This window comes from Methylobacterium sp. B4, from assembly GCF_003201865.1.
GTDB lineage: Bacteria > Pseudomonadota > Alphaproteobacteria > Rhizobiales > Beijerinckiaceae > Methylobacterium.
Genome location: NZ_QJJJ01000007.1, coordinates 1 through 21,503 on the forward strand (window position 1 = coordinate 1; position 21,503 = coordinate 21,503).

19 protein-coding genes are annotated in these 21,503 nt (G+C 70.9%); 13 read left to right on the plus strand and 6 right to left on the minus strand.

The genetic code is table 11. The features are described from left to right. The first annotated feature begins 688 nt into the window (after window positions 1–688). Window positions 689–2,794 (plus strand): M23 family metallopeptidase, encoded by a 2,106-nt coding sequence (locus tag BY998_RS11140; RefSeq protein ID WP_110351703.1) that lies wholly within the window; start codon window positions 689–691, stop codon window positions 2,792–2,794. Between the two features lie 18 nt (window positions 2,795–2,812). On the opposite strand, the gene BY998_RS11145 is transcribed toward BY998_RS11140, so the two are convergent. The 3 genes from BY998_RS11145 to BY998_RS11155 form a co-directional block, all read right to left on the minus strand. After that, window positions 2,813–2,965, minus strand: a complete 153-nt coding sequence (locus BY998_RS11145; RefSeq protein WP_245421554.1) for a hypothetical protein — start codon at window positions 2,963–2,965, stop codon at window positions 2,813–2,815. A 94-nt stretch (window positions 2,966–3,059) separates the two neighbouring features. Then, entirely contained in the window at window positions 3,060–3,932 is an 873-nt protein-coding gene (gene gluQRS, locus BY998_RS11150) for a tRNA glutamyl-Q(34) synthetase GluQRS (protein ID WP_110351704.1), read from the minus strand. Then, window positions 3,929–4,210, minus strand: a complete 282-nt coding sequence (locus tag BY998_RS11155; RefSeq protein ID WP_110351705.1) for a hypothetical protein — start codon at window positions 4,208–4,210, stop codon at window positions 3,929–3,931. Before BY998_RS11155 ends, gluQRS begins: the two co-directional genes overlap by 4 nt. Before the next feature lie 221 nt (window positions 4,211–4,431). On the opposite strand from BY998_RS11155, the gene BY998_RS11160 reads away from it, so the two are divergent. Further along, window positions 4,432–4,650 (plus strand): hypothetical protein, encoded by a 219-nt coding sequence (locus BY998_RS11160; RefSeq protein WP_110351706.1) that lies wholly within the window; start codon window positions 4,432–4,434, stop codon window positions 4,648–4,650. A gap of 31 nt (window positions 4,651–4,681) precedes the next feature. On the opposite strand, the gene htpG is transcribed toward BY998_RS11160, so the two are convergent. Both htpG and BY998_RS11170 read right to left on the minus strand, forming a co-directional pair. Continuing rightward, entirely contained in the window at window positions 4,682–6,544 is a 1,863-nt protein-coding gene (gene htpG / locus BY998_RS11165) for a molecular chaperone HtpG (RefSeq protein ID WP_110351838.1), read from the minus strand. Between the two features lie 176 nt (window positions 6,545–6,720). After that, window positions 6,721–7,017: a hypothetical protein gene (locus BY998_RS11170; RefSeq protein WP_110351839.1), complete on the minus strand. Its 297-nt coding sequence runs from the start codon at window positions 7,015–7,017 to the stop codon at window positions 6,721–6,723. A gap of 317 nt (window positions 7,018–7,334) precedes the next feature. Here BY998_RS11170 and BY998_RS11175 point away from each other — a divergent pair, with 317 nt between their 5' ends. The 9 genes from BY998_RS11175 to BY998_RS11215 all read left to right on the plus strand — a co-directional run bounded on the left by BY998_RS11175 (window position 7,335) and on the right by BY998_RS11215 (window position 18,035). Beyond that, window positions 7,335–8,930, plus strand: coding sequence for a gamma-glutamyltransferase family protein (locus BY998_RS11175; RefSeq protein WP_110351707.1), 1,596 nt, complete (start codon window positions 7,335–7,337; stop codon window positions 8,928–8,930). Window positions 8,931–9,026: 96 nt separating this feature from the next. Beyond that, a complete protein-coding gene (locus BY998_RS11180; RefSeq protein WP_110351708.1) occupies window positions 9,027–10,679 on the plus strand; it encodes a dihydroxyacetone kinase subunit DhaK in 1,653 nt (550 codons plus the stop codon). Next, window positions 10,676–11,521 (plus strand): methyltransferase domain-containing protein, encoded by an 846-nt coding sequence (locus BY998_RS11185; protein WP_110351709.1) that lies wholly within the window; start codon window positions 10,676–10,678, stop codon window positions 11,519–11,521. The genes BY998_RS11180 and BY998_RS11185 overlap by 4 nt, the downstream gene beginning before the upstream one ends. A gap of 54 nt (window positions 11,522–11,575) precedes the next feature. Next, window positions 11,576–12,868, plus strand: a complete 1,293-nt coding sequence (oxlT, locus tag BY998_RS11190) for an oxalate/formate MFS antiporter (protein WP_110351840.1) — start codon at window positions 11,576–11,578, stop codon at window positions 12,866–12,868. Between the two features lie 124 nt (window positions 12,869–12,992). Continuing rightward, complete coding sequence (gene cbiE / locus BY998_RS11195; RefSeq protein WP_110351710.1) at window positions 12,993–14,231, plus strand: precorrin-6y C5,15-methyltransferase (decarboxylating) subunit CbiE; 1,239 nt, start codon at window positions 12,993–12,995, stop codon at window positions 14,229–14,231. Then, on the plus strand, window positions 14,210–14,617 hold the full coding sequence (locus tag BY998_RS11200) for a cobalamin biosynthesis protein (protein ID WP_110351711.1): 408 nt from the start codon (window positions 14,210–14,212) through the stop codon (window positions 14,615–14,617). Before cbiE ends, BY998_RS11200 begins: the two co-directional genes overlap by 22 nt. 142 nt (window positions 14,618–14,759) lie before the next feature. After that, entirely contained in the window at window positions 14,760–15,851 is a 1,092-nt protein-coding gene (locus BY998_RS11205) for a GGDEF domain-containing protein (protein WP_110351712.1), read from the plus strand. Window positions 15,852–15,912: 61 nt separating this feature from the next. Next, window positions 15,913–16,713, plus strand: coding sequence for a precorrin-4 C(11)-methyltransferase (gene cobM / locus BY998_RS11210; RefSeq protein WP_110351713.1), 801 nt, complete (start codon window positions 15,913–15,915; stop codon window positions 16,711–16,713). Continuing rightward, the gene (locus BY998_RS11215; RefSeq protein ID WP_110351714.1) at window positions 16,710–18,035 is read left to right on the plus strand and encodes a cobyrinate a,c-diamide synthase; all 1,326 of its coding nucleotides are present in this window, start codon (window positions 16,710–16,712) and stop codon (window positions 18,033–18,035) included. The genes cobM and BY998_RS11215 overlap by 4 nt, the downstream gene beginning before the upstream one ends. Before the next feature lie 123 nt (window positions 18,036–18,158). Here BY998_RS11215 and BY998_RS11220 read toward each other — a convergent pair whose 3' ends face one another. Then, window positions 18,159–18,569: a helix-turn-helix transcriptional regulator gene (locus tag BY998_RS11220; RefSeq protein ID WP_110351715.1), complete on the minus strand. Its 411-nt coding sequence runs from the start codon at window positions 18,567–18,569 to the stop codon at window positions 18,159–18,161. A gap of 445 nt (window positions 18,570–19,014) precedes the next feature. Between BY998_RS11220 and BY998_RS11225 the strand changes: the two genes are divergently transcribed. Beyond that, window positions 19,015–19,350 carry an antibiotic biosynthesis monooxygenase gene (locus BY998_RS11225; protein WP_110351716.1) on the plus strand — a complete coding sequence of 112 codons (336 nt, stop codon included), beginning with the start codon at window positions 19,015–19,017 and terminating at the stop codon, window positions 19,348–19,350. Window positions 19,351–19,992: 642 nt separating this feature from the next. Continuing rightward, the gene (locus BY998_RS11230; protein ID WP_110351717.1) at window positions 19,993–21,498 is read left to right on the plus strand and encodes an exopolysaccharide biosynthesis polyprenyl glycosylphosphotransferase; all 1,506 of its coding nucleotides are present in this window, start codon (window positions 19,993–19,995) and stop codon (window positions 21,496–21,498) included. Window positions 21,499–21,503: the final 5 nt, after the last annotated feature.

The window sequence follows — 21,503 nt, forward strand, 5'->3', positions numbered from 1 at the left end:
GATCGCTCGAACCCGCAAGGACGAAAACAAGCCGCCCACGTTTCTCTTTCTCTCGATTCACTTGTCAAAGAGCGCGAAGCCTACACCCTTGCGGGTATAACCCTCCACCGAAGACGCGCCGACAGCCCGGTTGCCCGGCCCATCCAGCCCACCCTCGGCGATCAATCCTCTGCAGGGCCGGCGACCACAGTCGCCATCTTGGCCCCGCCGCAGCGGTCCGCGGCGTCTAGAGCCGGCGAACCGTCCTGTCAACCGCTCCGAGCGGACGCCGAAGCGTCCGGAAGCGCCGACACCCCGGAGCAGGAAGGACAGCGATCGCCCGATCCAGTCACCCGGATCAGCTCCGCTCCACCACAAACTCCGAAGACCCCGAAGCGCCTGACCACCAAGCGGTGGACCGCGGCGCCCCGTCGGTGAGGTAGCTTCTACGGACAGCCCCGACCAACGTCAACAGACCGATTCGAAAAAGTTGCGCAGTTCACCACGCCGGGATGAAGGCCGTGCGACAGTGGCGTCGGGGATGGGCCACTTCCTCTGCTCGTACCGCCTCAATCTGGACATGCTGGCCCCGGAGATCGGTTCTCCGTCGGCCAGCCTTCATGCCGCGAAGTCCCAAGTCGCTCGCGACCCGCGAGTCTGGTAGGACGGAACGGCGATCCGGTCCGCAGCGCCGACGCAGAGGAAGTCCGTGACGCGCGAGCGACTGAAGATCGGGGGAGCGACCGAGGCGTCGAAGCGGCGCCCGGCAGGACTCCCGCGCGGCGTGGAGCCGCCGCTCAACCTGCTCGGCGCCGATGCCCGCCAGATCGACCGACGGGACGTCAACCTGCGCTGGCTCTGCGCCAGTGCGCTCACCGGCATCACCGGCGCGCTCCTGATCGGCGCGGCGATCCACGTCTCGCTTCAGGGCGAGGTCTCGCTCGCCTCCGTCTCGGATCGCCCCGCCCCGCCCCCCCGCTTGCAGGGTCCGCTCAGCGAGGAGCCCGGCGTCGCCTCGGCGCAGAAGGGCGACCGGCTCGTGCGCAATCTCATGATCGCCTCGGCCAAGCAGAGCTTCCGCACGCCTGTGACGGTGCGGCTCGGGGACCGGGAAATCATCAAGGTCCGTCCCTTCGTCCGGATCGCCTCGAACCTCTCGATGTCGACCGGCGTGTTCGCGAGCGACATCCCCCGCTTCGATCCGATGAAGTTCGTCTCGGACGAGCCGCAGGAGCGCGCACCCGATCCCGGCGCGGCGGATGCGCCGGGCGCCGAGGTCACGGTGGTCAAAAGGGATCTCGGCGAACTCGCCATCGAGCCCGGCGCCCCGGCGCTGTCGGACGAGGACGTGACCGCTCAGGTCGAGGAGGAGCGCCGCCTCGCGGCGGAAGCCGGCCGCCGCACCGCCCTGCCGCTCGCACCCCAGATCCTGCTCTCGCGCACCCTGCAGCAGGGCTCCGCCTTCGGGTTCGGCGAAGGAAACGGACAGGCAAGCGGCCAAGGGAACGGCAAGGGCAAGCTCGGCGAGGACGGCAGCCCCTTTAAGTCGATCGAGGTGCTCGTCGTCCCCGAGAACGTGACGAAGCTCGCCAAGGTGGAGTTGCGCCCCGGCGAGGCGCCGCTGGTGGAGGAACGCGACCTCGCGCTCAAGCGCGGCGACAGCCTCGAGGCCTTGCTCAAGGCGACGGGCCACGCCTCCGACCCTGCGGTCGCGGGTATCGTGGCCGCACTCGGCGGCAAGGCGAAGGTCGCAGCCCTGTCGGAAGGGCAGCAATTCCGGGTGCAGATCGCCCCCGGGCCCCGGTCCGGCGACGGCCGGCAGGTCACGCGGGTGGTGCTCTTCGGCGAGAGCGGCGTGCAGGCCATCGCCGCGATCAACGATCGCGGGAGCTTCGTGGCCGTCGCGCCGCCGGTCGACGAGACGCGGGGCCGCAGCCGGGAACAGGCCCAGGCCGATACCGCCGACAGCGAGGACGAGGAGGACCAGGGCAGCGGCCCCCGCCTCTACCAGAGCCTCTACGAGACCGGTGCGCGCCACGACGTGCCTCGCGCCACGGTCGAGGATATCGTCCGGATCTTCAGCTACGACATCGACTTCCAGCGCCGCATCTCGGCGGGCGACGGGATCGATCTGTTCTACACCTACGACGAGGAAGCGGGTCCCAACGCCGCCGAGCGGCCGGAACTGCTCTACGCCGCGCTCAATCTCGGCGGCGAGTGGCGCAAGGTCTACCGTTTCCAATCACCCGACGACGGCTCGATCGACTTCCTCGACGAGCAGGGCCGCTCGCTCAAGAAGTTCCTGATCCGCAAGCCCATCGCCGACGGCATCATGCGCTCGGGCTTCGGTTATCGCCGCCACCCGATCCTCGGCTACGCCAAGCTGCATACCGGTGTGGACTGGGCCAACCCGATCGGCACGCCGATCGTGGCCGCGGGCAACGGCACGGTGATCAAGGCCGAGTGGGATTCCGGCTACGGGCGCCGGGTCGAGGTGCAGCACATCAACGGCTACGTCACGACCTACAACCACATGTCGCGCTTTGCTCGCGGCGTCAGCGCGGGCGCCCGGGTCCGCCAGGGGCAGGTGATCGGGTATGTCGGCTCCACCGGTCTCTCCACCGGCGCACACCTGCACTACGAGGTGATCATCAACGGCCACTTCGTCGATCCGATGAAGATCCGCGTGCCGCGCGGGCGCGAGCTCGACGGACGCCTGCTCGCCGAGTTCAGGCGCCAGCGCGAGCAGATCGACGCGACCATGCAGAAGTCGAAGACCGCCACGGCGATGGCGCAGCGCGACGCGATGCGGTGAGCGGCGGGCGATCTGGAGCTATCGCGTCTCGAGCGAGTCCCGGATTGCGATGAGGTCGATCGCGCGCAGCGCCGTCTGCTCGGTGTAGCACACGCCCGAGAGCGGGCCGCCGATACGGCCGCCCGGATAGACCCGGCCCGGCCATTCGCAGGCCTGCGTGCGGAACTGCAACCAGGTTTGCTGGACGCCCTTGAGCTAGGCCCTCCCCCCCTCGTCGAAGGCAGCATTAGCCGCCCTGTAGGCGCTGTCGTTCGGCTGCCGGCCTCTAAAATCCGAGCATCGCCCGCACCTCACCGGCCGTGGCGCCCCGGGCGCGCAGGTCGGCCAAAGCTTCCGACCCTTTCGACTTGGCGAGCTTCTCGCCGCTCTCCGTCCGGATCAGGGCGTGATGGTGATAGGCCGGGGCGGGCAGATCCAGGAGGCTCTGGAGCAGGGCGTGGAGATCGGTCGCCGCCTCCAGATCCTGCCCGCGTACCACGTGGGTGATCCCCTGAACGGCGTCGTCCCAGACCACCGAGAGATGGTAGCTCGCCGGTACGTCGCGCCGGGCGATCACCGCATCGCCCCAGCGGGCGGGATCGGCCGCGACCGTCTCCTGCGCCCCGTCATCGGGTGAGAAGCGGCGGATGACGGGAGGATCGGTCCGCGTTCGGAGCGCGGCCTCCATGTCGAGGCGCCAGGTATGCGGCTCGCCCCGCGCGATGCGGGCGCGCCGCTCCTCCGGGGACAGGCCGCGGCAGGTGCCCGGATAGAGGGGCGCCCCGTCGGGATCGCGCGCCCTCCCCTCCCCTCGCGCCTCGCGGGCGGCGATGTCGGCCCCGATCTGCCCCCGCGAGCAGAAGCAAGGGTAGGTCAGGCCGTCCGCCGCCAGCCGGTCGCGGGCTGCGGCATAGTCCGAAAGATGCTCGGATTGACGGCGGACGGATGCCTCGAAGGTGAGGCCCAGCCAGTCGAGATCCGCGAGGATGCCGTCCACGAATTCGGGCCGGCAACGGCCGGGATCGATGTCCTCGATGCGCAGGAGCAGGCGCCCGCCCAAGCGCCCGGCGATGCGCGCGTTCAGGAGGGCGGAATAGGCGTGGCCGAGATGCAGGCGACCATTCGGGCTCGGCGCGAAGCGGAACGTCGGCCGGCTCACGGTTCTCCCGCGGCGCGCAGGCAGGCCATGGCGCCCGGCGTGCAGGCGATGCCCGGCAGCGAGCAGGCCGCCCCGTCCTCGGTGCGGCGGCAGACCTTGCAGCCGTCGCCCCACTCGGCGCAGGCCGGATCCTGGGCCGGGGCCAGCGCGGCGTGGCGGGGCGCGCCGGGCACGAGGGCGCCGACCAGCACGGTCGCGGCCACGAGGGCGATCACGCTCCATGTCACCCGCCGGTCGAGGCGGGCGGTCTGGGGATCGGTGAGGGGGTCGGCGGCCATGGCTCGGTGTTCGCGCGGATGCGGCGAGGCTGTCAACGCCGCCGAGTCGGGCGCGAGGGCCGACGGAGATCACGATGCGGCCGGCTCGCAACACGTCTTGCCGGCCAGCAACCGCTGCAGGCGGTGCGGGAACTTCCGGCACGCTCGTTGCGATGCCTCTGGCGGTCAGAACAAGAAGCGGCCCGGGAGGAGAGACCCACGCCAGCACGGAGCCCCGGCGCATGCTCTACGGCCTCTACTTCCTGACCTGCATGGTCAACAATCCCACGCATTGCGTGATGCGCGTCCACCGCTTCAACGAGGACGTCGTCACGCCTCAGCAATGCCTGTCGGTGGCTCAACCGCAGATGGCGGCGTGGCAGAACGCGCATGGTGACCGCTGGCGGGTCGCCCGCTTCCGCTGCGGCGCGCCGCCCCGGGATGACGGGACGCGGATCTGAGCCCGCATCCCGCCCCCGGGCGGGCGGGACCTCAGGCGACCGTGCCGGCCAGGGCCGCCGCGACGGCGCGGGCGAAGGCCACCGGATCGCGGGGCGTGTCGCCGTCCTGAACCCGGGCGAGATCGAGCAAAGTGCCCGCCTGATCCTTGAGATCCTCACCGGCCTCGGCCCGCTCGTTGAGCGCGCGGATCAGGGCGTGGCGCGGATTGATTTCCAGGATCGGCGCGCCCCCGCCGAAGCCGCGGCCGGCCCGGCGCAGCAGGCGCTGCATCTGCAGGTCCGGCCCCGTGCCGGAGGCGGCGAGCACCACCGCGCTGTCGACGAGGCGGTCGGTCGTGCGGACGTCGGCGACGTCGGGCTCCAACGCGAGCTTGAGCGCGGCCACAAGCTTGTCGACCGGGGGGGCCTCCGCCTCCTCGCCCTCGGTTTTGAACTTGGCGAGGTCGGCCGAGCCCTGCGTGACCGAGCGCAGGGGCTTGTCCTCGAACTTGCCCAGCTGCTCCGGCCAGAAGGCGTCGACGTGGTCGGAGAGCAGCAGCACCTCGACGTCGCGGGCACGGAAACCTTCGAGCTGAGCGGAGTTCTTGAGGGCCTCCACGTCGTCGGCGACGAGGTAGTAGATCGCCTCCTGCTCGGGCTTCATCCGCGCCACGTAATCGGGCAGCGAGGTCCAGCCCTCCTGCGTGGAGGAGCGGAAGCGCAGGAGCGGCGCGATCTCGGCGCGGCGCTCAAAATCCTCGTAGATGCCTTCCTTGAGCACCGGCCCGAAATTCTCGAAGAACTTCTGGTATTCCTCGGCCTTCTCGGCGTTCTTGGAGCGGCTCGACAGCTCGTTGATCACGCGGGTGGTCACGGCGCGGCGGATCTTGGCGAGCGCCGGCGTCGATTGCAGCATCTCGCGGGAGACGTTGAGCGGCAGATCGTCCGTATCGACCACGCCGTGGACGAAGCGCAGCCAGTTCGGCAACAGATCGGCCTCGTCGGTGATGAACATGCGGCGCACGTGCAGGCGCACCTTGGAGCGGCGCTCGTCCTCCACCGCCAGGAACGGCTTCATGCTCGGCACGAACAGGAGGCCGGTGAATTCGAGGGCGCCCTCCGCCCGCCAGTGCAGGGTCGCCCAAGGCTCGTCGAAGCCGTGGCTGACGGTGCGGTAGAACTCCTTGTACTGCTCTTCCGTGATTTCGGATTTCGGCTTGCGCCAGAGGGCGGTGCCGCGGTTGGCCGCCTCCTCCTTGCCCTCCGCGTCGCGGATCGCGATCGGCACGGCGATGTTGTCGGCCCATTTGCGCACGACGTGATCGAGCCGGTAGCTCTCCAGATACTCGTCGGCATCCTCCTTGAGGTGCAGCACGATGTCGGTGCCGGCTCCCTCGCGGGTGGCCGGCTCCAGGGTGTAGCTGCCCTTGCCGTCCGAGGCCCAGGCCCAGGCCTCCTCGCTGCCCGCGCGCCGCGACGTGACGGTGACGCGGTCGGCCACCATGAAGGCGGAATAGAAGCCGACGCCGAACTGGCCGATCAGGCTCGGACGCAGGTCCTCGCTGCCCTCACCCGCTTTCGTCTCGCCGAGCGCCTGCGAGAAGGCGCGGGTGCCCGAGCGGGCGATGGTCCCGAGGTTCTGCGCCAGATCCTCCTTGCTCATGCCGATGCCGGAATCGGAGATCGTGAGCGTGCGCGCCGCCTTGTCCGGCGCGATCAGCACCCGGGCGTCGGAGGGAAGCGCCAGGGCCTCGTCGGTCAGCGCCTCGAAACGGCGCCGGTCGGTCGCGTCGGCGGCGTTGGCCACCAGTTCGCGCAGGAAGATCTCGCGGTCGGAATAGAGCGCGTGAACCACGAGGTCCAACAGGCGCCCGACCTCGGCACCGAATTCGTGCCGCTCCACCGTCTCGCTCAAGAGCATCTCTCCCGTTCTAGCGTGCCCCACGATGCTCCGGCCATGGGCCGCCGCCCGATCGAGGCGGCGCGGCAGAGGAGCGGTAAGGGACGCGCGAAAAAAGCGGGGGCGATATGCCTATGGCGAGACGGCAATTCAATCGCTGCGCCGGGGCGCGGATGCGAAAATGCGAGCGATCAGGCCGCGAGCGGTGTGGCCGGGGCCATTTCGATGCGCTGATGCGCGGTGTCGAAGGCGGCGCGAATGGTTCCCACCGCGTCCTCGACGGCGACCAGGGTCGCGAGCTGCACATGTCCCGGCACCTCACCCATGCGCCGCGTCGCGAGGACGATGGAATGCTCGAGCCGCAACAATTCTTCCTCTGCACTTGTGCCGGAAAGCTGGGACAGCCGCTGAAGCGTTGCCTCCAAAGCATGGCGCAAGACAAGTGTCCTCACACGATCCTGAAGGATCGCCCGATCATTTTGCTTCATGTTCTGAAATGCCCGCCGATTCGCGAAGCCGATCATGTCAGCCCGCCCGCGTCGGCGCAGTTCCATTTCTGCAACATTGACTGAAAGGCGGCAGAGTCCCGGGAACCTTCTCGGAACTCACGCGATCGTGCGTCTGGCGCCCAGCGTGTCGGATCTCCGGGAGCGGGCACTGGACCGTGCGCCGGGGCGGTCGAGTGAGCCGTGAATACCGGGGATGCGTCGCAGTGGAGCGTGTTTCGGTTGCCCTCCCGGCGCGCACATGGTCCTGATCCTGCCTCCCGGTCCATCCCGATCTCAGGTTTCATCAGAACGCGATCATGCCCGACACACCCGTCTTCGCCCACGCGGCCGTCGCCGCCCCCCACAGCCTCGCGGCCGCGGCCGGGCAGAGCGTGCTGGCGCAGGGCGGCAACGCCATCGAGGCGATGCTCGCCATGGCCGCCGCCATCGCGGTGGTCTACCCGCACATGAACGGCATCGGCGGCGACGGCTTCTGGCTGATCCGCGAGCGGAACGGCCGCGTTCGGGGCATCGAGGCCTGCGGCCCGGCGGGCGCACTCGCCACCCGCGCCCGCTACCGCGAGAAGGCGTACGAGGCGATCCCCTCCCGCGGTCCCGACGCGGCGGTGACGGTCGCCGGCACGGTCGGCGGCTGGCGCCTCGCGCTCGACATGGCCCGCGCCTTCGGCGGCCGGCTCCCCCTCGACGCGATCCTCGCCGACGCCATCCGCCACGCCCGCGAGGGCTGCGCGGTCTCGGCCTCGGAGGCGCGCTACGTGCCGAAGGAACTCGACACGCTCCACGACGCGCCGAATTTCGCGAAAACCTATCTCGACGACGGCAAGCCTTATGCGGCCGGCGCGATCCGGGCCCAGCCCAAGCTCGCAGACACCCTGACCCAGCTCGCCCATGCCGGGTTGGACGATTTCTACCGGGGCGATATCGGCCGCGAGATCGCCGCCGACCTGGAACGCCTCGGCGCGCCGGTCACCCGCGACGACCTCAAGGCCTACGTGGCCAAGGAGCGGGCGCCGCTGACCCTGCGGCGGCGCGATGCCACGCTCTACAACTTCCCGCCGCCGACCCAGGGCCTCGCGGCGCTGATCATCCTGGGGATCTTCGACCGGCTGAACGTCCGCGAGCCGGAAACGACGGCGCATTATCACGGGCTGATCGAGGCGACGAAGCGCGCCTTCGCCATCCGCGACGGCTTCGTCACCGACTTCGACCGCCTGAAGGGCGATCCGTCCGCCTTCCTCGATGCCCGCCGCCTCGACCGCGAGGCCGCGCTGATCGACAGGGCGCGCGCCGCCAGCATCCCCGTCCGCTCGGGCGAGGGCGACACGGTCTGGATGGGCGCCATCGACAACGACGGCATGGCCGTCTCCTTCATCCAGTCGGTCTACTGGGAATACGGCTCCGGCACGGTGCTGCCCGCCACCGGCATCTGCTGGCAGAACCGGGGCATGTCCTTCTCGCTCGACGCGAACGCCGTGAATCCGCTGGAGCCGGGCCGGCGCCCGTTCCACACCCTGATCCCGGCACTGGCCGCCTTCGACGACGGGCGGGTGATGTCCTACGGCTCCATGGGCGGCGACGGGCAGCCGCAATTCCAGGCGCAGATCTTCACCCGCTACGCCGATTACGGGATGTCGGTGGCCGAGGCCGTCGACGCGCCGCGCCTGCTCTACGGACGCACCTGGGGCGCCGAGTCGCTCAGCGTGAAGGTCGAGGACCGCTTCGATCCGGCCTGCATCGCCGCGTTGCGGCGCATGGGCCACGACATCGAGGAACTGGGCGGCGCCTATATCGACTCGCTTGGACATGCCGGCATGCTGGTGCGGCACCCGCGGAACGGGCGCATCGAGGCGACGCACGATCCGCGCTCCGACGGCGGCGCGGCCGGGCTCTGACGCGCGCTGTAGGCCGGGGTTTGTAGCGCACCCGGCCCGCCTTACCCTTGCCGGGACAGCCTGCCTCACAAGCCGGCGTGCCGGGAGGAACCGCCCATGGCCCATTTCATCGACGAGCGCGCCAGCCTCGTGAACGACGCGGTCGAAGGGCTCGTCGCGGGCAGCGGCGGGGCGCTGGCGCGTCTCGACGGCGATCCCGAGATCCGCGTCGTGCTGCGCGCCGAGCCCGATCCGGGCAAGGTCGCCGTCGTCTCCGGGGGCGGCTCGGGGCACGAGCCGGCCCATGCGGGCTTCGTCGGGCCGGGCCTGCTCTCGGCGGCGGTCTGCGGCGACGTCTTCGCTTCACCCTCCGCCGATGCCGTACTCGCCGGCATCCTCGCGGTCACGGGCGAGGCGGGCTGCCTGCTCGTGGTGAAGAACTATGCCGGCGACCGGCTGAATTTCGGGCTGGCCGCCGAGCGCGCCCGCGCCGCCGGCCTCAGGGTCGAGACCGTGCTGGTGGCCGACGACATCGCCCTGCCCGACGCCAAGCAGCCGCGAGGCCTCGCCGGCACCCTCTTCGTCCACAAGGTGGCAGGCCACGCCGCCGCCTCCGGCGCCTCGCTGGAGGCCGTGGCGGCGCTCGCGCGCCGGACGGCGGCCGCGGCCCGCACGCTCGGCATCGCCGTTTCCACCGCCACCATGCCCGGCGCGACGCCGGAGCCGCGCCTTGCCGAGGGACAGGCGGAACTGGGGCTCGGCATCCACGGCGAGCCCGGCATCGAACGCATCGCGCTGCCGCCCGCGAGCGCGCTTGCCGAACTGATGACCGCTCGCTTCCCTGCTCCCATCGCCGGGGCCGGACGCCTCGCGCTGCTCGTCAACGATCTCGGCTCCACCACGGCCCTGGAGATGGAGGTGCTGACGAAGGCGGTGCTGGCGACCGATCTCGGGCGGCGCGTGCGCCTCCTGCTCGGCCCCACGCGCGCCATGACGGCGCTCGACATGCACGGCGCCTCCCTTTCCTTCCTGGCCCTGGACGCGGAGATCGAGGCGGCCCTCCTGGCGCAGACGCCGGTCGCGGCTTGGCCCCGCGCGCGGACCTTGCGCGAACCGCTCGTCCGGCCCCTGCCGGAGGGGCTGGGCGGCGGCCTGCCGCCGACGCCCTCGCAGGATGCCGTGGTGGCCGCGCGGATCGAGGCGGTCTGCCGGGCACTGATCGCGGCGGAGGCGCCGCTCAACGCCCTCGACGCCCGGGTCGGCGACGGCGATGCTGGCTCGACCTTCGCCTCCGAGGCCCGCGCCGTGCTGAGCGAGATCGACCGTCTGCCTCTGGCCGAGCCCGCTCCGCTCTGCCGGGCGCTCGGCGAGCGCCTGGGCCGGGCTGCGGGCGGCACGAGCGGCGTGCTGCTCTCCATCTTCTTCTCCGCGCTCGGATCGGCGCTGGGGGACGGCGCGGATTGGGCGAAGGCCTGCGCCGTCGGCGTTCAGCGGCTGCGCGATGCCGGCGGTGCGGGCCCCGGCGACCGCACGCTCCTCGACGCGCTGATTCCGGCGGTCGACGCCCTCGCCGCCTCCGGCCTGCCGGAGGCCGCGCGGGCGGCCCGCGCCGGAGCGGAGGCGACCGCGGGCCTTTCGCGGGCCGGCACCGGCCGTTCGAGCTATCTTGCCAGCGCTGACCTTGAGGGGCATCCCGATCCGGGCGCGGTGGCGGTGGCGATGGCCTTCGAGGCGCTGGCCGCGTCGGGACAGCGAACGGAGACGGCATGAGCGCGGTCAACCAGGACCAGAGCGATTACTGGAACGGCGAGGTCGGCCAGCGCTGGGCCGCCCACCATCATGCGCTGGATCGCGCCTTCGCGCCCTTTACCGAGGCCCTGTTCGCCCGCGCCGCCCTGAAGCCGGGCCAGCGCGTGCTCGATATCGGCTGTGGGGCCGGCGAGACGGCCCTGATCGCGGCCCGGACGCTCGGGAGCAGCGGCCACGTTACCGCCGCCGACCTCTCGCAGCCGCTTCTGGACACCGCTCGCGCACGGGCGGCGCAGGACTTGCCGGGCGCCGCCCCGGTGGAGTGGCTCAGGGCCGATGCGCAGGAGCACGATTTCGGGGCAGCCTTCGATCACGCCCTCTCGCGCTTCGGCGTGATGTTCTTCGACGATTCCATCGCCGCCTTCCGCAACATCCGCCGGGCGCTCGTGACGGGCGGGCGCCTGACTTTCCTCTGCTGGCGCCCGATGGACGAGAACGATTGGGTGACGGTCCCGCGGGCGGCGGTTCTGCCGCTGCTGCCCCCGGTCGAGCCGGCGGCCCCCGATGGGCCGGGGCCCTTCCGCTTCGCCGCGCGCGAGGCGCTTCTGCCTATTCTTGAGGCAGCCGGCTTCCGCGCCGTCGAGCACGAGCCGCTCGATCGGACCATGCTGCTCGGCGATACCCCGGAGGCCGCGGCGGAGTTCGCCGCGACCCGCGGCCCGATCGCGCGGCTGCTGCGCGAGAGCGAGCCGGCCGTGCGGCAGGCTGCCCTCGAAATCATCACCGCGCTCTTCGCCGAGCGGTTCGGCTCCGGCCCTGTCAGGCTCGGCGGCGCCTGCTGGCTCGTCTCTGCCGGAACCTGAGGTTCTTTTCTGGCACGCTCCTTGCGGCGTCGCGATGCCGTCGAGGAGTGAATGATGGATACAATCTCGAACCGCACGCGGTGGATCCAGCTGGGCCTGGGTCTCCTCGTGATGATGACGATCTCGAGCCCGCAATACGTCTGGACGCTGTTCGTGAAGCCGTTCCAGGTGACGACGGGAGCGAGCTTGGCGGCCGTGCAGGTCGCCTTCACGCTGCTGATCGTGCTCCAGACCTTCTTCTCGCCGGTGCAGGGCTGGCTGATCGAGCGCTTCAGCGCCAAGGCGATGATCGCGCTCGGCGCCGGCCTCTCGGGGATCGGCTGGGTCGCGGCCTCCTACACCGACACGCTCTGGGGCCTCTACGCAACCTACGGTCTGCTCTGCGGGCTCGGCACCGGCATCGTTTATGTCGGCGTGGTCGGGCTGATGGTGCGCTGGTTCCCCGAGCGGCGCGGCTTCGCCGTCGGCGTCGTGGCAGCGGGCTACGGCATGGGCGCCATCGCCACCACCTTCCCCATCACCGACATGATCGCCGCCTCGGGCTACCGCCACACGCTGCTGGTGTTCGGCGCGATCATGGCGGCGATCGGCGTCGTCGCGGCGCTCGGCCTGCGCACGCCGAAAGCCGGCGAGACCCCCGCCATCCCCACCGACAAGGTCGCGAGCGCCGCCCGCGACGTGGCCCCGGCCCAGATGCTGCGGACCCCGCTGTTCTGGCTGATGTTCGCCATGATGGCGATGATGTCGACCGGCGGCCTGATGGTGGTCGCGCAGTTCGCCGCCTTCGCGAAGGAATTCGGCGTCGCGGACGCGATGGTGTTCGGCTTTGCCGCGCTTCCCTTCGCGCTCACCTTCGACCGGATCACCAACGGCCTGACGCGGCCCTTCTTCGGCTGGGTCTCGGACCATGTCGGCCGCGAGAACACCATGGCGGTGGCCTTCGCCCTCGAAGCGGTGGCGATCGGCCTGCTGCTGGTGTTCCGCGAGAACGCCTACGCCTTCGCGCTGCTCTCGGGGGTCGTGTTCTTCGCCTGGGGCGAGATCTTCTCGCTCTTCCCCTCGACGCTGACCGACACCTTCGGCACGAAGCACGCGACCACGAATTACGGCTTCCTCTACATGGCGCAGGGCGTGGGCTCGCTGCTCGGCGGCCCCGTGGCGGCCCTGATCCACGACGCGGTAGGAAGCTGGGTGCCGGTCTTCGGCATCGCCATCGTCCTCGACCTCATCGTGGCGGCCCTCGCTTGGTACGTGCTCAAGCCCGCCCGCCGCGCCTATCTCGGCGTGCCCGGACCGGCCGTGCCGGACGCCGCCCTGCCGCTGGCCGCCCGTCCGGCGGCCGGCTGAAGGTCCGCAGGCGCGCAACCGCCCCTGGCCGTCGGGGCCGGGGGCGCGTAACGGAGGGCCTTGCGAGACCATCAGCCTCACCCGAGCCGGCCCTCATGCACATCGAAGACCGGCGGCGCGGACCATGACCGCGCCGCTTCTCCCCGAGCCCGGCTCCGCCCCCTGGCTCAGCATCGTCGGCATCGGCGAGGACGGGCGGGCCGGCCTCTCGCCCGCCGCCGCCGCAGCCCTCGACGGCGCAGCGGTGATCTACGGCGGCCGCCGCCACCTCGCCCTGGCCGCGCCCCTCACCGGCGAGGGCCGGCCCTGGCCGAGCCCGATCACGGATGCCTATCCCGGAATCCTGGCCCGGCGCGGGCAACCCACCTGCCTCCTCGCCACCGGAGATCCCTTCCACTTCGGCATCGGCGCCGAGATCGCCCGGCTGGTGCCGGCCTCCGAGATCCGCGCCTTTCCGCAGCCCTCCGCCTTCAGCCTCGCCGCCGCCCGGCTCGGCTGGTCGCTGCCCGAGACCGCCTGCCTGACCCTGCACGGGCGCGACCTTCTCGGCATCGTGCCCCATCTCCAGCCCGGCGCCCGCCTCCTCGCCCTGTCCTGGGACGACACGACGCCCGGCGCCGTGGCGTCCCTGCTCGCCGAACGCGGCCTCGGCCGCTCGCGCTTGATCGTGCTGGAGGCCATGGGCGGTCCGCGCGAGCGCGTCCGGGACGGGACGGCCGATGGCTTCTATCTCACGGGCATCGCCGCCCTCAACACGCTGGCGGTCGAGGTCCTCGCCGAGCCCGGCGCCCGGATCCTCTCTCTCAGCCCGGGCCTCGACGACGCGTGGTTCGAGAATGACGGCCAGCTCACCAAGGCCGAGATCCGTGCCGTGACGCTGGCGGCGCTTCGCCCCCGCGCGGGCGAAATGTTGTGGGATCTCGGCGCCGGCTCGGGTTCGATCTCCATCGAGTGGTGCCTGCGCCATCCCGCCAACCGCGCCGTAGCGGTCGAGCGCCGTCCGGACCGGGCCGAGCGGATCGCCCGCAATGCGAAGGCGCTCGGCGTCGGCGCCCGGGTGCGGATCGTCGGCGGCGCTTCGCTGGAGGCGCTGCCGGCCCTCCCCCCGGCGCAGGCGATTTTCGTCGGCGGCGGCGTAGCGGAGCCCGGCCTGCTCGCCGCCTGCCGCGCCGCGCTTGCCCCGGACGGACGCTGCGTCGCCAACGCCGTGACCCTGGAGGGCGAAGCGGCCCTGCTCGCCGCCCTCACCGAGAGCGGAGGGGCGCTGCGCCGTCTCTCGGTCGCCCACGCGGTGCCGGTCGGCGGTCTCACCGGCTGGCGTCCGGCCATGCCGATCACGCAATGGGTCTGGACGCGCTCGTGAGCGCCCGCCCCGCCTCCGTGGTCGCCGGCATCGGCTTCCGCAGGGCGGCAGCGACGGCGGAGATCATCGCCTTGGTGCACCGCGCCTTGCGTGAGGCGGGCCTCGCGCCGGACGCTCTTGCCGCCATCGCCACTGCGGCGGACCGGGCCGGCGAGCCGGCGATCCGCGAGGCCGCCGCCGCCTTCGGCCTGACACCGAGCGCCCTCGATCCGGCAGCGCTGGCGCAGGCCGACGGGCGGATCGTCACGCGTTCCGTTCGGATCGAGGCGCTGCGCGGCGTCGGCTCCCTGGCGGAGGCCGCAGCGCTCGCCTGCGCCGGCCCGCAGGCGCGTCTCGTCCTGCCGCGGATCGCCAGCGCCGGGGCGACCTGCGCGCTCGCGGGATGAGCGCGTCCGGCCCCGCCGGTCATCTGCGTGCCGGAGCCCTCTCGACACAATCCATTAACCCGGAACCGCCCCGCCCGGACCGCCGAAGGGAACCTTTCACGCTCGGGGGGTAGAGCAGGCGCACGGGAGGGTCTGGTCGGCGATGGGATTATCGGTCCCCACACTTCAATTCTCGGACTTCCTGGTGTTCGGCTCCTGCGGAGCGATCTTCCTCTGCACCTGGCTCCTGCACCGGCAGAAGACCTATCTCCTCCTGTTCGCGGCGAGCTACGCGGTCTGCGCGGGCATGGCCGTCTGGTTCGTCGATTTCGGCTCCTACGGCAGCGTCTGGTCGCCGCTCGGCTGGTCGATGGCCGGCTCGACCTTCTGGATGGGGCTGCGCCTGTTCGACGGGCGACCGCCGGTCACGCGGCCGATGCTCGCCCTCTTCGCGCTTCCCACCCTCACGCACATCCTCATGACGCTGGCGGGCTTCGACGCCGTCGCGGTCAATGCCGGCAGCACGGTCGCCTACGCGCTCCACGAATCGGGCAACGCGTTCTACGTCTTCCGCAACTCCCCGCCGCGCTCGCCGCTGCGCCAGCTGATCGCCTGGGCCCTGCTCGCCATCGCCCTGGCGATCTGCCTGCCCCTCTTGCCGCTCGGCGAAACCGTCGCCCGCCTGTCGATCGTCGGCATCTTCATCGTCGATCAGGTCAGCTCGATCGTGCTGACGACCGCGATCCTCGCGCTGGAGGCCGAGAAGGCGCATGCCGTCGTGGCGCGAATGGCCCGGACCGACCCGCTGACCGGCGCGCTGAACCGCCAGGGCCTCGCGGCCGAGATCGGCGACGATCCGGGCGAGGCCGGCATCATCGTGGCCGATCTCGATCACTTCAAATCGGTCAACGACCGCTTCGGCCATGCCGGCGGCGACGCGGTGCTGCGGGAATTCACCCGGCGGGCCGGGACGCTCCTGCCGCAGGGCGGCCACATGGCGCGGCTGGGCGGCGAGGAATTCGGCATCGTGCTGCCCGGCCGCGACCACAACGCGACGGCCTATCTCGCGGAGCGCCTGCGCCGCGCGATCGTCGGCACGCCGATGACCTGGAGGGAGGCGGCGATCCCCGTCACCGTGAGCGTCGGCGTCGCGATGCGTGCGGCAGGCGAGGATCTGCACGACGCCATGGAGCGGGCGGACCGGGCGCTCTACGAGGCGAAGGTCGGCGGCCGGAACCGGGTCCGCGTCGCGTAAAGCCGCGGCACGATCGGCGCCGCTCTCCCCAATCGCCGGTCCGATGCTGTAAGCGGACGCCATGACCGTCCATTTCATCGGCGCCGGCCCCGGTGCCGCCGACCTCATCACCGTGCGCGGGCGCGACCGCATCGCCGCCTGCCCCGTCTGCCTCTATGCGGGCTCGCTGGTGGCGCCCGAGATCCTGTCCTGGTGCCCGGAGGGCGCGCGCATCGTCGACACCGCGCCCCTCGACCTCGACGCGATCATGGCGGAGATCGTGGAGGCGCATGCCGCCGGCCGGGACGTGGCCCGGTTGCATTCGGGCGACCTCTCGATCTGGAGCGCGCTGGCCGAGCAGACCCGCCGGCTCGACGCCCTCGGCATCCCCTACACGGTGACGCCGGGCGTCCCCTCCTTCGCCGCCGCCGCCGCCCTGCTGCGCCGCGAGCTGACCGTGCCGGGCCTGACGCAATCGGTGGTGCTGACCCGGACCTCGGGCCGGGCGAGCCCGATGCCGGAGCGCGAACGGCTCTCCGCCTTCGCGAGCACCGGCGCGACCCTGGCGCTGCACCTCTCGATCCACGTGGTGGAGGAGGCCTGCACCGAGCTCGTGCCCTTCTACGGGGCGGATTGTCCCGCGGCGGTCGTGTTTCGCGCGACCTGGCCGGACGAGCGGGCGCTCGCCGGCACGCTCGCCGACCTTCCGGAGCGCGTGCGGGCGGAACGGATCGAGCGCACGGCGCTGATCCTGGTCGGGCCCGCCCTCGACCCTGCGGATTTCCGCGAGAGCGCCCTCTACGCGCCCGATTACGACCGGCGCTTCCGTCCCCGCGGCGCCGTCGGCGCGGCCGGCGACACGCCGGGCGAGGCTGCGCGGTGACCCCCGCCCCCGGCCTCCTCGTCGCGGCGCCCCGCTCGGGCTCGGGCAAGACCACCGTGACGCTGGCGCTGATGCGGGCGCTGCGCCGCCGGGGCGTGGCCCTGCGCGGCGCCAAATGCGGGCCCGACTACATCGACCCCGCCTTCCACGAGGCGGCAACGGGCGCGCCCAGCCTCAACCTCGACAGCTTCGCCATGTCCGACGCCCTGCTCGACGCCTGCGCCGGCCTCGCTGCGCGGGACGCCGCGCTCGTGGTGGCGGAGGGTTCCATGGGCCTGCATGACGGCATCGTGGCCGGCGAGGGCCGCACGGGGGCCAATGCCGACATCGCCGCGCGCTACGGCTGGCCGGTGCTGCTGGTGCTCGACGTGTCGGGCGCCGCGCAATCGGCCGCCGCCGTGGCGCTGGGCTGCGCCGCCTACGATCCGCGCATCCGCATTGCCGGCGTGATCCTCAACAAGGTCGCGAGCCCGCGCCATCGCCGGCTGGTCGAGGCCGGCCTGTCGCGGGTCGGACTGCCGGTGCTCGGTGCGTTTCCGCGCGAGGCGGGCCTCGTCCTGCCCGAGCGCCATCTCGGTCTCGTCCAGGCAGGCGAGACCGCCGACCTTCATGCCCGGCTCGACCGGCTCGCCGATCTAGCGGAGACGAGCCTCGACCTCGACGCGATCCTCGCCGTCGCCGGCGGGCACTCCTCGACCGCGACGGGCGGCCTGCCGAACCCGCCGGCCCAGCGGATCGCGGTCGCGCGGGATGCGGCTTTCTCGTTCCTCTACCCTCACATGATGGCCGGCTGGCGCGCGGCGGGCGCGGAGATCGTGCCGTTCTCGCCCCTCGCCGACGAGGCGCCGGCCGAGGATTGCGGCGCCTGCTGGCTGCCCGGCGGCTACCCGGAACTCCATGCCGGCACCCTGGCGCAGGCGACCGCCTTCCGCGACGGCCTGCGCCGTTTCGCGGAAGGTCGCCCGGTCCACGGGGAATGCGGGGGCTACATGGTGCTGGGCGAGAGCCTGGAGGATGCGGATGGGGTGACCCACCCGATGCTCGGCCTCCTGCCGGTGGCGACCTCCTACCGGCGGCGCAAGCTCCATCTCGGCTACCGCGTGGCGCGCCTCGTCGCCGACGGGCTGCTCGGCGCCGCCGGCACCCGCCTCGTCGGACACGAGTTCCATTACGCGAGCGAATTGACGCCGGCCCCGGAGGCCGGTCTCGCGCTGGCGCAGGTCACGGATGCCGAGGGCACACCGCTCGGACTCGCGGGCCATCGCCTGGGCCGGGTCACGGGCAGTTTCTTCCACCTGATCGCGGACAGGTCGGCGCCGTGAGTTCGAGAACGCCTCTCCCGACGAAGGCCCGCTTCGCCGTCGCCTGTGAAGGAAGACGGCCGGGAGTCGCGTGAGGCGCGCCCGAGCCGCCGCGCGGCGGCGTCGGCGGTGCGGTCCGAAGGCTTAGGCGTCGAGAGGGACTTCGGCGTCCTTCTTGCGGCCGATGCGGGCCGCGCTGCGGACGAGTGCGAGAACCTCGCGGCGCATTTGGTCGTCCTCGATCGCGGCGAAGGCGCGCAACAGATCGACGGCACCGTGGGCGCGGAGGAAGCCGAACACCTCGGTCTGCTCCTGGGCGGCGGCACCATCGCCTTCCTCGAAGAAGGCGGAGACCGGCACTTCGAGCAGTCGGGCGATCTCGCGCAGGCGACCGGCGCCGACGCGGTTCTGGCCCTTCTCGTACTTCTGGACCTGCTGGAAGGTCACGCCCACCGCGGTCCCGAGTGCGGTTTGGCTCAACCCTCGAGCCTTGCGCAAAGCGGTGATCCGGAGCCCGACGAGGCGGTCGACATCGGTTGTCTGTTTCGGCATCATCTTACGACACGGTCCCTGTTCCATCTCGCAAACCGACACAAGGACCTTAGGTCGGTAGCGCTCGTGTACCAGACAGCAACTTCGGGCGCCCCTAACTGCTTCTATTGCCGGTACAGACCGGACCGAGGCTTCGGGAGGCAACAGTATCGCTGTGGTTTAACCTAGCTGTAGCATCACCATGAAGTGCATGCGAAATGCAAGTGCCTAGGAGTTGTTGGATGGGTGTTTTTTAGTTGCGCAATCGTTTCCGTTCACCGAACGTTCGCGCAGGAAATTTGCCGGCGTAGGCCGGACTTACGCAGGATTTCTCGCGAATTCGCTGAACGCGGCGCTTTACAGCCCTAAGAGTCGACCCAAATCGACTTCAGCTTTAGAGCGAAACTACGTAGAGTTATCATTTGAGGGCCGCCACGGTCGGCATGGCCCGTCAAGGGAGAAGTCCGGAATGTTTATCGCGATGAATCGGTTCAAAGTGGTCAAGGATTCGGCTCACGATTTCGAGAGCGTTTGGCTCGGGCGGGACAGCCACCTCGGCGAGATGGAAGGTTTCGTCGAGTTTCACCTGCTCAAGGGCCCGGAAGCGGAGGATCACATCCTTTACGCCTCGCACACGGTCTGGCGCTCGCGGGCCGATTTCGAGGCCTGGACCCGCTCCGAACAGTTCCGCAAGGCCCACGGCCGGGTGCCGGGCACCAAACCGCTCTACCTCGGCCATCCTCAGTTCGAAGGTTTTGAATCCATTCAGACCGTCGCGCGCCCCGAATCCGAACAGGCGGCCTGAGACCGCCTTACGTTCGCGCCGGCCGAGGGCGTTCCCGGCAGCCCGGCGAGCCTTGCGCGAATGGGTCGGTGGAGCGTCCGGCCACATCGTCCCGCCTAGAGGTGGGACGATGCAATTGTCCTCACCGCGACCGAGCCAGGACGCCGGTCATGAGTTTCAGGGCCGGAGGGAAGGCGTACGACTCGCTCCATGCCGCCAGGCCGAGCAAGAAGGCGCCAAGCCCATCAGGGCGCCTGCGACACCGATCCTGGACGCGATCCAGCGCCGGGCGGTCGCGTCCCCTCTCCGAGCCCCGACTGTCGCGCCTTCTGCTCCCGTCTCGCGCTCCGACGATAGGGCAAGGGCGGAACGACAGGTCTCTCGCGACCTTTCCAAAATTCGCCGACGGCTTCCCGGCCGGATCACGCAGAATCGATTTGATTCCTTCGAGAATCCGGGTTCCGGCCTCGTGCCGTCGCGGTGGCGGAGCCGACCCTGCGAGGGGACCGGCGCGCCTTCCCTTTGACTCCCCCGGACGCGTCGGATCGCTGCCAAGCGCGGCCGGTGCGGTGTTTGCGCAGGAACAGGCAAAACCGGAAACAGGGACCGAAAATGTCCCATTCCGGGACGGACACCGCCCCAGGGCAGCACAGCGCGGGACACATGTTTCACGAGCGCCCCCCTCAGAAGTACCAGCAGTTGTCCTCCGACCGGGCCCGTCGGGCGGTCTGGGCTTCGCTTCTGCCGCGACGGCGGCGCATGGCGCTCCGCATCGGGATCTCGACCGCGCTGCTTCTGGCCGACCTCGTGACGATCCTCGCGGTCGGCTTCGCGGTCGAGGCTGCCTACTACGCCTACAGCACGGATGGCGGGCTCCTGCCGCCGTCGCAGAGCATGAACCTGCAGACCGCCGGGCTCCTGGCGCTGATCGTCGTCCTGACCAATCTGGCGCGAGGCGAGTACAGCATCGAGACCTGCCTCTCGGCCACCCCCCACCTGCGGCGCCGGGCGACCCTCTGGCTGATGGCCTGGACGATCGCCCTGCTGGTCGGCTTCGCGACCAAGACCACCCAGGATGCCTCCCGCGTGGCCACGGTCGCCTTCTTCTTCGCGGGCCTGCCCATCACGATCCTCGGCCGGGCGCTGATGCTGGCGCTCGTGCGCCGCGGCTCCACCTCCGCCTCGGCCTCGGTGAGCCGGGTCCATCTCGTCGGCTACGAGGAGGACGTCGCCAATTTCTACGCCAACAACGACGTCGAGGCCCTCGGACTTCGGATCGTCGGCACGAGCTACCTGCGCCGCTTCGACGCCGAGGCCGGCGCCCCGAGCGCGGAGGCCCTTTTGGCGGAAGATCTCGATCTCGCCGTCTCGGTGGTGCGCTTCCTGCGCCCCGACGACGTGTTCGTGCTGGTGCCGTGGACGGAGACCGCCGACATCGAGCGCTGCATCGATGCCTTCCTGCGGGTGCCGGCCGCCCTGCACCTGCGTCCCGGCACGATGATGGACCGCTTCCCCGACCTTCAGGTTGCCCGGGTCGGGCGGCTGTCGGGCATCAATATCGGCCGCCGGCCGCTCTCCATGGGCGAGATCCTGCTCAAGCGCACCTTCGACGTGACCCTGGCCGGGATCGGTCTCCTGCTGCTGGCGCCGCTCTTCATCGCTCTCGCCGTGCTGATCAAGCTCGACAGCCCCGGACCGGTCTTCTTCCGGCAGCGGCGCTACGGATTCAACCAGGAAGCCTTCGGCGTCTTCAAGTTCCGCAGCATGCGGGTCACGCCCGACGCGCCCTTCCGGCAGGCCTCGCGCAACGACGATCGTATTACTCGGGTCGGCGCGCTGCTGCGCCGGACCAACCTCGACGAACTGCCCCAGCTTCTCAACGTGATCCGAGGCGACATGTCCCTGGTTGGGCCGCGCCCGCACGCGCTCGCCCACGACCGCAGCTTCGAGCGGCGCATCGCCCTCTACGCGCGCCGCCACAACGTGAAGCCCGGCATCACCGGCTGGGCGCAGGTCAACGGCTTCCGCGGCGAAACGCTGACGGACGCGGCGATGGAGGCCCGCGTCCAGGCCGACCTGCACTACATCGACAACTGGTCGCTCTGGCTCGACATGACGATCATCTTCCGAACCGTCGTCTCGCCGAAGGCCTACCGCAACGCGTTCTGACGACG